General features: G+C 41.7%; 8 protein-coding genes. 3 read left to right on the top strand and 5 right to left on the bottom strand.

All coding sequences use genetic code 11. From position 1 onward, the window contains the following. Window positions 1-2: 2 nt before the first annotated feature. A complete protein-coding gene (locus tag IEY67_RS10460; protein WP_183668446.1) occupies window positions 3-821 on the bottom strand; it encodes a response regulator in 819 nt (272 codons plus the stop codon). A gap of 165 nt (window positions 822-986) precedes the next feature. Here IEY67_RS10460 and IEY67_RS10455 point away from each other — a divergent pair, with 165 nt between their 5' ends. Both IEY67_RS10455 and IEY67_RS10450 read left to right on the top strand, forming a co-directional pair. Further along, complete coding sequence (locus IEY67_RS10455) at window positions 987-3392, top strand: ABC transporter permease (RefSeq protein ID WP_183668444.1); 2406 nt, start codon at window positions 987-989, stop codon at window positions 3390-3392. Between the two features lie 7 nt (window positions 3393-3399). Beyond that, window positions 3400-5820 carry an ABC transporter permease gene (locus IEY67_RS10450; protein ID WP_183668442.1) on the top strand — a complete coding sequence of 807 codons (2421 nt, stop codon included), beginning with the start codon at window positions 3400-3402 and terminating at the stop codon, window positions 5818-5820. A gap of 232 nt (window positions 5821-6052) precedes the next feature. On the opposite strand, the gene fsa is transcribed toward IEY67_RS10450, so the two are convergent. After that, complete coding sequence (gene fsa, locus IEY67_RS10445; protein ID WP_183668440.1) at window positions 6053-6709, bottom strand: fructose-6-phosphate aldolase; 657 nt, start codon at window positions 6707-6709, stop codon at window positions 6053-6055. Between the two features lie 547 nt (window positions 6710-7256). On the opposite strand from fsa, the gene IEY67_RS10440 reads away from it, so the two are divergent. Continuing rightward, window positions 7257-7784 (top strand): RNA polymerase sigma-70 factor, encoded by a 528-nt coding sequence (locus IEY67_RS10440; RefSeq protein ID WP_122373751.1) that lies wholly within the window; start codon window positions 7257-7259, stop codon window positions 7782-7784. A 2-nt stretch (window positions 7785-7786) separates the two neighbouring features. Here the strand turns inward: IEY67_RS10440 and IEY67_RS10435 are convergent, their stop codons facing one another. Genes IEY67_RS10435 through IEY67_RS10425 form a run of 3 tightly spaced genes read right to left on the bottom strand, consistent with a single transcriptional unit; the run spans window position 7787 to window position 12397 of the window. Beyond that, window positions 7787-9277: a hypothetical protein gene (locus tag IEY67_RS10435; protein ID WP_183668438.1), complete on the bottom strand. Its 1491-nt coding sequence runs from the start codon at window positions 9275-9277 to the stop codon at window positions 7787-7789. Between the two features lie 9 nt (window positions 9278-9286). Next, window positions 9287-11185 (bottom strand): DUF4838 domain-containing protein, encoded by a 1899-nt coding sequence (locus tag IEY67_RS10430; RefSeq protein ID WP_183668436.1) that lies wholly within the window; start codon window positions 11183-11185, stop codon window positions 9287-9289. A gap of 9 nt (window positions 11186-11194) precedes the next feature. Beyond that, window positions 11195-12397, bottom strand: coding sequence for a peroxiredoxin family protein (locus IEY67_RS10425; RefSeq protein WP_183668434.1), 1203 nt, complete (start codon window positions 12395-12397; stop codon window positions 11195-11197). Window positions 12398-12445: the final 48 nt, after the last annotated feature.

The following is a 12445-nucleotide window of genomic DNA, read 5'->3' as shown; positions in this document are numbered from 1 at the left end:
GATCAATAGGAAAGATCATATTTCTTCATTTTATTATAAAGCGTCTGCCTGCTTATATTCAGTTGCTGTGCGCAAAGAGTCAGATTTCCTTTTTTATCGGCAAGCACTTCACTGATAAACTGCTTCTCCATCTCCTCCAAAGTCACCGGATGGGATGCCGGGGCAGAGGGATCTTCCAGATAAAAATCACTGCTGTCCAGCGACGGTGAATTTGAAAGAAGCACGGCACGTTCTATCGTTTGCTGTAAGAGGGTTAGATCGCCGCTAAGTATTATATCCGATAATTTACGCAATGCATCAGGGGTAATACCGGGAAAAGGTTTTCCATATGCCGTCGCATATTTCCGGAGAAGGGAGTTGACCAGCAAAGTAACGACAGAATCTGTTTCTTCCGAAAGAAATTCGGATTCCTTCCGAAAGGAATTTTGTTTTCTCCCGGAACGAGCATTCCAGGCAGTTATAACAGTAGACAATAATTTATCATTATCCCAGGGCTTCACAATAAAGTCCGCCGCCCCTCTTTTCAGTGAAGCCACAGCCAGTTCGATATCCCCAAAAGCCGTGATGAGCACCACTTCCGGCGGATTCGGACGTTCACGGATACGGTCCAGCCAGAAAAGTCCTTCTCCTCCACTCTGCTTTCCGGTCCCGAAATTCATATCCAACAGAACGACATCCACATCGTCTTCCCGGAGCAAGGCGGGTAGCAAAGTCGGCACCGAAGCACAGACCACCGTCTTAAACTCACGCGAAAGGATCGTCCGCAATGTTTTAAGCACTGCCTCATTATCGTCGACAACTATAATCTTCCCGTTTCTCATAACAGAAGCAAAGATAAAAGGATAATCTCAAACTTTATACCGACTCCACGCGAAATATATTACTGTCCAATTATTAGACGTTTCTCCGTGGCTTCGGGATTATTTCCATCTATTTTTTGTCTTGCAAGCGAAAAGGGAATAGTTTTACGGGAAATATTTTACCACATGAAAACAGTCGCATTAAAACTTGTATTCCGTAGCTGGTGGCGAAACAAGACATTCTCTATAATCTCCATCGTCAGCCTGGCGATCGGTATTGCCTGCACCAACCTGCTGGCCATCTTTACAATTCATGAATACGGAATAGAAAACGGAAATCCGAACAAAGAACGTATCTGGATACTTAGCCAGGACTGGCCGATGAAGACCGGAGAAAAGACAATATATGCAGGAGCTGATATCCCGGTAACGTTGAAAGAAAAATACAGTGAAGTCGAAAGCTATCTCCGAATAAGTGGAAATTCTGTCAAATATATTTCCATCGATAATGTGAAACATGCACCAATCCGCCTTGTCTCTGCAGACCCGTCTTTACCTGAATTTTTCCCTTATAAAGTACTTCAGGGAGATCTGAAAGAGGCTTTAACCCAACCTGGCAAACTGGCCCTTACCGAACAAACTGCCCGAAAACTTTTCGGAAAAATCAATCCGATCGGCAAAATAATACATTTCAGCCTTCCTGATGAAGAGCTGAGTACAAAAGGCAGTACCAACAACGAACACGCTTACCAGGTTGCCGCCATTATAGCCGACAGGGAACAATCCTTTTTAAACCTGGAGGCAGTAACGGCAATTTCAGACTCCTTCTATGGAGGTACCAGCCTGTTACTGATGAACAGGCCGATCGACCGGAAAGTATTTGAAGCACAATTAAAGAAAGACAAAATTCCAACTTTACAAGGAGACCTCGGAAACTATTATCTGGATACTTTACAAGATAGCTACTTCTACACTACCGAACAACAGAAATCGAATTATCTGAATTTCCGTCAGCCGACATTACTTTATGTGGGATTAATCTCCGCTATCCTGATTCTGTTAATAGCCTGTTTCAACTACATAAACCTCAACTTCTCACGTCTCCTTCAACAGGTACGAATGATTCATACACAGAAACTGATGGGAGCCAGCAGAAAAGAAATCAACCAACAACTGTTTCTGGACACCTTCCTAACGGTAATCATAGCCTTTCTCTGTTCGTTGCTAATCACCCATGACCTGCTTCCCCTGTTTAACTCAATCGTAAACGGACAATTACATACCTCTTTCTTTTTCAACGGACAATCATTGCCCGTCATCTGTTGTTTTATCCTGCTGTTATCGATCATCCCGGCAGCATATATGGGCCGAAAGATATCCGGACTTTCCGGCTCCGGTTACCGCGAGTTTTTCACAGGAAATAAAAAAAGGAAGATAGTTACATCACTATCCATCGCTCAATATGTTATTTCTATCGGCCTGATCATTGCCACGCTGACAGTAAACGACCAACTTCATTTCATCCGCAAAGGAGGAGATAATTATAAAAACCTGATTGAAATGGGCGACTGGCAGGAAAACGGTTCTTATATCCGTCCTTTTGCCCGTGAACTTAAAAAACACCCGGAGATAAAACACGTATCTCTTGCCGGAAGTTCCATCCTGGACAGCTGGATAACGCAAATCGTTCTGAAAAATGAAGACGGCAGTGAAAAATATACGGCACAAATCGACTATTTTGGTGAACCCGACTTTCTGGACGCCTTACAACTGAAACTTCTGAAGGGCCTTCCTCCCGAACAAGCCGTCGAAAAATATGCCCGTCCGATATATATCAATGAGAAATATTCAGAAATACTGGTCGGAAAAGGAGAGAATCCGATTGGTAAACCGATCAATACCCTTGACAGAGAGTTCGACGAAGGGAATACAGGTAATGATCCGGCAAATGCACCCGTCACGACAGTTGCCGGTATCGTCGATAACCTATACACGCACACACTGGAAGACGAAGTTTATCCTTTTACCATCCGGATCAACAACAGTCCCCAAAATTCGTTCAATTACATCTATATACGCCTCAGCGATAACAAAGAAAAGAGTATCTCCGCCGTACGGGAAGCATGGAATAAAGTAAATCCGGGCAAATATTTCACATATCAGGATGTTTACCAAAAATTCCTGCAACGGAATAAGAAAACAACCGAACTCTCCCAGCTACTGTTCATGTATTCACTGATCAGCATCTTTCTGACTTGCTGCGGCCTGTTCGGTATGGCGCTCTATGCAACCGAACAACGCACCAAAGAAATAGGCATCCGAAAAGTGAACGGAGCAACCAGCCCACAAATTATGTTACTACTTAACCGCCAGTTCATTACCTGGATAGGCATTTCCTTTATCATTGCTATCCCTATTACCTGGCTGCTACTCAACCGCTGGTTGGAAAATTTCGTCTACCACACAGATATGAACATCGGCATCTATCTGATAAGCGGGCTTTTTGTCCTGCTCATCACCCTACTCACCGTCAGCTGGCACAGTTACAAAGCAGCCTCTGCCAATCCGGTAAAAGTATTAAGAAGTGAATAACCCTATTATGAATTACAAAATGAAAGCAATCGCATTCAAACTCGTCCTGCGAAGCTGGTGGCGGAACAAGACATTTTCAATCATATCGATCATCAGCCTGGCAATCGGCATTGCCTGCACGAACTTGCTGGCTATTTTTGTTATCCATGAGTATAACCTGGAGGCGGACAATCCTCACCGGGAGACCATTTATATGATGGACCAGGATTCGCCGATCCAACCGGGTGAAAGGGTTTGTTTCACTGCCGGTGGCATTGCGGCCGAAATTAAAGAGAAATACCCGGAGATTATAGATCATGTATGCCTCAATAATATCGGAATGGATTACATAAAAGTAAACAATACCCGTTTCGACCCCATCATAATAATGACAACAGAAGCCTCGTTTCCCCATTTCTTCCCTTATAAAGTATTGTATGGAGATTTGAACGAAGTGCTGACACAACCGAATAAGATCGCCTTATCGGAAAAATGCGCCCAAAAGTATTTCGGCAAAGAGAATCCGATCGGCCAAACGATCATAACCGGTGAAAACAATGTAACGACCCGTGTACTGGAGGATGGTACGATTGAAGAGGGAAAGAATGAAACCACCTATCAGATTGCCGCTGTGCTGAGATCGCGTGAACAATCTTATATCGACTTCGATGCCGTAATCGGAAATGACGGGCCAATCCCCGGAGGATTATGTTTGTTTATGACCAACCACCCGATCGATACGAAAAAGTTTGCCGAACAAATCCATAAAGACGGCATACAAACTTTTGTTCCCGACGGAAAATACCGTATGTACACTCTACAAGAGAGTTATTTCAAGAAATACACACAGGAAAGTTACTTCTTCATGAACAGTCGTCAAAAGACATTACTTTACGTCGGGCTGATCTCCGCCATTCTTATCCTGCTGATCGCCTGTTTCAATTATATCAACCTCAACTTCTCCCGCCTGTTGCAACAAGTGCGGATGATCCATACAGAAAAACTGATGGGGGCAACAAAAACCGATATAAACCACCAGCTATTTATCGATACATTCCTGACCGTCATTGTAGCCTTCCTGTTATCTTTGCTGATAACACACGATCTGATCCCGATATTCAATTCGATCACTTCCGGAAAGATAGAGACTTCTTTTTTCTTTAACAGACAGGCATTACCGATTATCACACTGTTCATACTCCTGTTATCGATCATTCCTTCTGTTTATATCAGCCGGAAAATATCCAAACTATCGGCCTCCGGCTACCGCGAATTTTTCACAGGGAACAAGAAAAGAAGGATCGTAACGGCTCTTTCGATCGCCCAATATACAGTCTCTATCGGACTGATCATCGCAACACTTACAGTAAACAGCCAACTTCATTTTATACAAAACAGAGCGGAAGGATATCACGGATTAATCGAGGTGGGCAATTGGGGAGCAGACAATTCCTACTTACCGGCTTTCGCACGTGAAATAAGAAAAATACCCGGCGTAGAAAATGTTACACTTACAGGTGGTCCTTTACTAAACATGGGGATAACTCCCGTGGATATCAAAAACCAGGATGGAAGTGAAAGCCATTATATGAAAGCGCAATACATGGGAGGACGTGATTTCCTGAGAACATTAAAAATCGACATCATACAGGGAGTTGAACCGGATAAGGCACTCGAACAATTCCAAAATCCGGCCTATATCACCCGAAAATATGCAGATCTACTGATTCCACCGGGAGAAAACCCGGTCGGTCAGCAACTAAGTAAATACGACAAAGACAGCAAAGAATATGAAAAGGACAGCAACAATCCAAAAGTGGTCGTTTCAGGTATTGCCGAGAACATGTTTGCCAATTCACTTGAAGAAGATGTTTTCCCCAGTATCATTTACATTGGCCAGGATGATGATAAACGATATGCTTTTGCAGAAATCAAAGTGGGCAAAGAACGTCAGCAAACAATCGCTGCCGTTAAAGAAGTATGGGAAAGGATGAATCCGGGTAAATATTTCACTTACCAGGATGTCTATAAGGAGTTTATGCAGCGTAATAGCAGGACCACCGAGCTGGCCGAATTAATGATCATGTACTCGCTGATCAGTATCTTCCTGACTTGTTTCGGCCTGTTCGGAATGGCTCTATACGCAACGGAACAACGTACGAAAGAAATAGGTATACGAAAAGTAAATGGAGCCAGCACTCTAAAGATCATGTTGTTGTTAAACAAACAATTCGTCGGCTGGATCGGAATAGCTTTCGTTATAGCTGTTCCCATTACCTGGCTTTTTCTCAACCAATGGCTGGAAAATTTTGTATATCATACCGACATATCGGTCTTTCATTTTCTATTGAGTGGTATTTTCGTGCTGTTCATCACCTTGTTGACTATCAGCTGGCACAGTTACAAAGCTGCATCCGGCAACCCGGTTGAAGTATTAAGAAGTGAATAACAACTAAGCCCCAAAGCTACTTACTTTAAAGACAAAAGCTATAGCTTCTAAACCCGAAAGCTATAGCCTTTGTATTATGCCATCCCGGTGACATTTCATTACCACCGGGGGCGCATTCCAATATCATCCCGGTGATATACCAGACAGGCCCTATATGTTTTCAAATGTTAACAGTGACAAACTTTTTTCTGCCCCCTATAAAATAAAGAAAATATTATTTGTCATTAGCGGCCTATCCGTTCACCTTTTTATAATCGGCCAGGAAGGTTGCCAGTCCGCTATCGGTAAGCGGGTGTTTCAACAAACCTTTTATTGCAGACAGCGGACAAGTCGCTACATCGGCTCCGGCTTCAATGCACTGGATAATATGCTGTGTACTGCGAATGGAAGCGGCAAGTACTTCGGTCTCATACCCATAATAAGTATACATCTCTACGATTTTTCTTACCAATTCAATCCCGTCGCTCGAAATATCATCCAAACGTCCTACAAATGGTGAAACGTAGGTGGCTCCTGCTTTTGCAGCCAAAAGAGCCTGACCACGCGAAAAGACCAGCGTACAATTAGTACGGATTCCCTCATCGGAAAAATGTTTGATCGCTTTGATCCCCGCTTCTATACAAGGGACTTTCACCACGATATGCGGATTCAGGGCAGCCAGTTCCTCCCCTTCTTTTATCATTCCCTCATAATTGGTCGATATCACCTCAGCACTTACATCTCCATCCACGATCTCGCAGATCTTCAAATAATGTGCCCGCTGATTTTCTACTCCTTTTATCCCCTCTTTAGCCATCAGGGACGGATTGGTCGTAACACCATCCAATACACCTAAATCATTCGCTTCCCGAATCTGATCCAGGTTCGCCGTGTCGATAAAAAATTTCATTGTTTTATGTATTTTAATGTCTCTATTAAAATAACATATTCACCTACAGATAGTTTATTTTCAGGTAAGTTATTCACGACATTTGTGAATGTTAAAAACAAGCAACGCTTAAGAAGTATACAGTACAGTAACGTAAACCCACAATATAATTAGTAATCTATTTAAAATACAGAAACTTATGGATAAAAAAAAGAGAAAGATTAAAAAACAAAATATCTTAGTCCTATAAGAACTATTGCACCTGCAAATGCAAATATAATCTATTTTTGAAACAATAAGTTAAATTCAGGGAATTATTCTATAACATTTTTACCGCTCTGTTAATTATTCTATAAAGTATAAGGCATTCTTTATTTCCTACAAAATTGACTATCTCACGAGTTGGTTAATAATCAGAAATATACAAATAAAAAATTGCACTAGTTCTTATAGGACTATTATGCAAACCAAGAAGTATTGATATTTCCACTGAGAATTAATACTACAAAATAGAGATGATCGATAATACTATAATTAATACTTGCTTACTAGATATTAAGAACTGGTTATGTTAATAACAGACGGACAAGCATTCGAAAAATTATTCCGGGAACATTACTTGCTATTATGCAATTACGCAGGTAAATACATTATAGATAGCCAAGTGAGGGAAGATATCGTTCAGGTGTTTTTCATCTCTATTTGGGAGAAAAAACACCTGAACGTAACCCAAGAAACTTTTTTACCATATGCTTACCGTTCAATAAAAAACAGTTGTATCAATTACTACAAATCGGAAATCATTAAAGATGATTTCATAACAACTCTCTCTGAAGAATGGAAAGACCAACTCAATGAAGAAGAGGATTTTATCTATCAAAAAGAAGTACAACAAGCCTTACAAAAGTTACCCGAAAAGTGCCGTAAAGTATTCTTGCTCAAATGTGTGACAGGATTAAGGTATAAAGAAATATCAGAAATATCTAATATATCAGTAAACACTGTCAAATACCACCTTGGAGAAGCATTCCGGATCATGCGGGAAGAGTTGAAAGACTTGAAGTGGATTCTATTCCTCATCCATTTACAATTATAAAATCAGGGAGCAAGCATAAACAAAGCGCCACTACCACCCCATAATTCAACCTCGAAATAAGTAATATTATCCTCTTTACCGATAGCCTTCAGCTTTTCCCTTTTTCCTGTTTGAGGGTTAATCCAAAAGCACTGTGTTGCATTGGCCTCTGGAAGATCGATGCCAAAATTAATTTTTTGAGTTAAAGCATCTGCATTTTCCTTCACTTTAGATGCATACCCATTAGTTAACATAAAGAATGCATTTCCTTTATTTGCAAAGAAGTTCGGATCTCCTTGTTCCTCTTCAGGAATAACATCGAAAAAACCCACATATACATCGCCACCAGCTTCCGGTTCAACAACAATCCTTCCAGATACCTTTTTTAAATAAGAAGAAGGATTTAATGCCGACACATAAGCCGGAGCTCCTTCTGTATATTTGTCTGTACCTGCCACATAACGGATATCAGTCGTTTTCAAACGAACCAGATAATCACCAATATACAGACTTTCCCGATTACATTGATTCACCCAATCCATGTACCTGGTCGGTTGTCCGGGCATACCGTTTTCCAACAATAAAGACCAATCGGTCGGCGCTGTTTGTCCTCCATAGCCATCTCCTTGTAAAAAACGGAACCAATTCAACCATTTTCCACCAAAAGTCCATGTCATGTAATAATATAAACGCAATTGCGACTCTGTTAACTTATAAGTTCCTTCATTAACAAAACCTTGTGTATACTGTCCGAATGCCAGATAATCCTTTTTATCACCATTCCATCCTCCCAAAGCCAAATCGCGGTACTCATACAGATGGGCAGCCATATCTCTTGCCCCAATATAATTATCCGAATCCCACGTATGGAAATAATACCAATCATACGTGATCAAGTCCGGTTTAGCTACCTGAATATACGTACACATATCCGCTCTACTCCATTGACCAGCATATTGATTATTATGAAGTAATGCATCCGGATACAGTCTTCGGGCAACATCATACCAAGCTTTCAGGATTTTCACATTTTCAAACTTATACGCTTCTTCATCCCCAAAGCAGATCGTAGTCAAATTATCCAGGTATTTCAATTGATCTTCCGACAAAAATCCATTTTTCTTTTCATAATCTGTCGGCTCTTTTTTCAGTTGGTCGGCATGAGGAGCTTTCGCCATCGCCCATTGGCTATCAGGAAACTCTTCAAAATAAGATGTATTGATCAAAGGTGGTCCATAAAAAGTAGGCCCGGTGAATCCCGTCAACTTCCAATCCGGGATCGACAGGTTATAGGCTGGCTGTCCGGCCTTCCCTCCCAATTCATAATTATCGGTAGCCACCCAACACTGCAACTGCAATCCATGTTTGATCAACATACGGTTTGCCCGGTATAATTCAGGTTCTACCACATCTATTTCCGGCTCATCCGTTCCCGGCTCCTTTTTGTCCAGACCATTATCGTCCGAACAAGAGAGTAAAAACAATACAGCTAATAACATCCAATGTGTCTTCATGACAAATTATTATTTTTGATTAAAACTGCTATATCCTTTCAACATATACTTCCAGACACCATTCACCCAGCTTTCGACACGACGTTTTTCAAGGTCACTTTTAGCCGACTTTTGAGCCTTCTCGATTGTTAGGCGCAAATCGTCCATCACGTCTGGTGTTCCCAAATATCTCCAGGCAATCTCTTCCGTTTGATGAAATTGGGCCTCTTCCGTTTGAATGTTTTCCGGATAGTTCTTCGGATCACTATAGACCGATTCGATCTTCGTATAAAACGCCTTCATGGATTTGGAAGCTTGGCCAAAATAGTTGTCAAAGAACTCGTCCATTAACAGATCAATATCCAATGCCGGATCATCCATCAAGCGCATGGTAATGTAAAAATCCAACTGTTCGCCTGTTCCGCAGAAGAAAACCCCTTTCACCCGATCGGCTGCATACATCCGGATCTGTTCACCTGATTTATGAATATTGAAACCAGGGAACACATTAAAATTACTGATGATCCCTCTTTCTGTCGGGAAGCAGAGATAATTCCATAAAAATACATCACGTCCAGATTTCTTACTCTCTTCAATCCAAGCCTTATAAAATTTCATTTCATTTCTTTCCATCCCCGGGACCCAATAGTTTCTAGGATGTAGGCAAGGAACTACTGCAATATTATCTTCCAGTTGAATATCTTTCGGCAAATAGGCATACACATGATAGGCCAACGCAGTGAGCTTTTTGTCGCCCATAATCTTCTCTTTCTTCACTTCCTTGGCCACGTTGTTTATGAAATTCCATATATAATGGGTGGCCGTGCCACAATTGAAATGCGAACCAATGATATTCGCTTTGTCTAGAGCAAGCTGCATCTGACATTCCTCGCAAGTACACCAATTCGCATTATCCAGCGGGACAATAGCAAAATAGTCACCTAAGGCAATCTGTTCGGCAAAGGTCTTACCCTCTCTAAAATACCGAACAGCATCTTCGGCTACCTGCCGGATAAACCCCGGATTGGTATAGCAAAACTGCCGTTCCGAAGCTCCTCCGTTCCTTCCCTTGGCAAAATATTCCGGATGATAAGATTCAAACAATTCCGGTCTTTTCGGATTCTTTCGCAGAAAACGATCTTGATAGCCGGTAAAGGCATGATTGGCAGCCCATTTACGTCCTCCCATACGTAGGCGGCGGATAAACAGCTGCTGCATATCACCGGTGGCTCCCATATACTGCTCTTTAACGATCGGCCATTCAAATGTGTAGGTCCCATGACGATACTTGATAGCCGGAGCACGTCGTATCTGTTGACAAGCGACTTTAATCTTTCGAGCCTCTGGTATAAAAACATTTTCCGGACTTGGTCCGAAAAAACGAACACCTAAAAAGCGTTCAATAAAATCATATACAGCATAACAAGTACCCTGTGCATCATAAATAGAAGGTAGGGGAACCATCAATCCATTTACTGAATCATCACCTGTCACAAGACCATAATCCAACACTGGCCTATCCTTTTCCGGACTAATACCATTATTGTCGCGTCCTTTATTCCGTTCTGCTTCCGACTGAAAATCCTCATCTTGTCCCATCAACACAATACGTTCCGGAGTCACATCAATCAGATATTCCTGTTCGCCAAACGGCTTGTCCGCCAATTGCATAGCCTCGGTATACCGGCTACGACCAACAAAGATTCCTTTTGAACCGACAGGAATCCGCGAAGTAATCTCCGGCTTAAAACCAGTCGTCTTCCAAATAAAATACTGCAATTCCACAGCTGCCAAACGAACTGTGTTTGTCGATGAATCGCTTGTAACAATATATGCACCTTCAAGTAAAAACGACTTTTTTGCTTGTAAAAAACCAGAACAAAGAAGTCCACAACACAAAATCAAACAGCTTAAAACTTTCTTCTTCATACAAATCCTTTATAATGTTTTGTTTAAATATTTTTCCAACAACTTTTCTACCTCTTCGGATTGCGGGTCCAAAGCCAGGATTTTACCCGTCGGATTGATCAACAAACGCCTGCCGGCACTCAACACACCATATTTTGTCCAAACTCCGACCTGATCATTCAAATCAAACAGATTGATCCAAGGGTATCCATCTTTCTCAATCGCCCTTCGCATGGCCTCCGTATCATTCACCTCCCGAGCCACGCCTACAACCGTGAATCCCCGATTTTTATACCTTTCATATACGGGTTTCATATCTTTGGAATAGGAACGGCAGGGTCCGCACCAGGAAGCCCACAAGTCTAACAGTGCATACTTTCCTTTTATCAAATCCGACAAGCGATACTGATTCCCATTTAAATCAGGAGCGACAAAATCAACAAAAGAAGCTCCTTCCTTCACATCCAAACTACCCAACATATCTTTTATCTCTTTCTGATAAGGATGATCGGTATATTTCTCCTTATACACCGTTTCATAGATTTCTTTTAAAACCGGTATGTTCGGATCAGACGGGAAAGATAAAAACGGTCCGACATTCTTCAACAACAACCATTTATAAAGGCAGAATCCGGTAAATGTCGGATGCGTACGGACATACTCAAACAATCGTTCCCTCTCCGGATTCTGGCTGAAAAAAATCTCCCCTTCCAACTGCTTGGCAGCTTCCGACAACTCCTTATATTCTTCCGAGAGGTAGTACAATCCATCTGCTTTCATTTGTTTGCGTTTGGTAAACAATTTTACCGCTATGGAACTATCAGCAACCAATTGCAGCTCCTTGTTAAAAGGTAAATCCGTACGGATTTGTGAAATCAGTTCTTCCTCATCCCGCGACAATTCTACAAATAGTTTCCCTTTCTCTGAAATAAACTCAACACGTCGGCGGCGGTTACCCTCATCAAACTTACCGTACAATTGATACAGACGATTGACACTGTCGCGAAATGTATATTCGAATTTTCCTCCGACAACCGGTATCGACACCACCGGAACAGCCTCCTCCCTTTTCTCCGCTTCTATCAATGCCAAGCTACTACACTCCGACCACCCTTTCACTTCTCCTTCCAGCATACACTCAAAAGGCACTGTTTGTTTCGAGCGATCTGAGCAAGCCACCATACCACTAAAAAACAGAACTAACAAAACGCATTGATAAACACCTTTATTCATAAACTTCTTATTTCAATTTAAATAATGAATCAACAAAAAGGATTCCCC

It is taken from the genome of Parabacteroides faecis (assembly GCF_014647375.1).
Taxonomy (GTDB): Bacteria; Bacteroidota; Bacteroidia; order Bacteroidales; family Tannerellaceae; genus Parabacteroides; species Parabacteroides faecis.
The sequence above is the reverse complement of the archived record's forward strand: the minus strand, read 5'-3'. Positions and strand labels throughout refer to the sequence as shown.

What these genes read in the sequence shown, in the direction of transcription:
- IEY67_RS10460 (WP_183668446.1), bottom strand. Translation starts at nt 821, where the DNA reads ATGAGAAACGGGAAGATTATAGTTGTCGACGATAATGAGGCAGTGCTT.
- IEY67_RS10425 (WP_183668434.1), bottom strand. Translation starts at nt 12,397, where the DNA reads ATGAATAAAGGTGTTTATCAATGCGTTTTGTTAGTTCTGTTTTTTAGT.
- fsa (WP_183668440.1), bottom strand. Translation starts at nt 6,709, where the DNA reads ATGAAATTTTTTATCGACACGGCGAACCTGGATCAGATTCGGGAAGCG.
- IEY67_RS10435 (WP_183668438.1), bottom strand. Translation starts at nt 9,277, where the DNA reads ATGAAGACACATTGGATGTTATTAGCTGTATTGTTTTTACTCTCTTGT.
- IEY67_RS10455 (WP_183668444.1), top strand. Translation starts at nt 987, where the DNA reads ATGAAAACAGTCGCATTAAAACTTGTATTCCGTAGCTGGTGGCGAAAC.
- IEY67_RS10450 (WP_183668442.1), top strand. Translation starts at nt 3,400, where the DNA reads ATGAATTACAAAATGAAAGCAATCGCATTCAAACTCGTCCTGCGAAGC.
- IEY67_RS10430 (WP_183668436.1), bottom strand. Translation starts at nt 11,185, where the DNA reads ATGAAGAAGAAAGTTTTAAGCTGTTTGATTTTGTGTTGTGGACTTCTT.
- IEY67_RS10440 (WP_122373751.1), top strand. Translation starts at nt 7,257, where the DNA reads ATGTTAATAACAGACGGACAAGCATTCGAAAAATTATTCCGGGAACAT.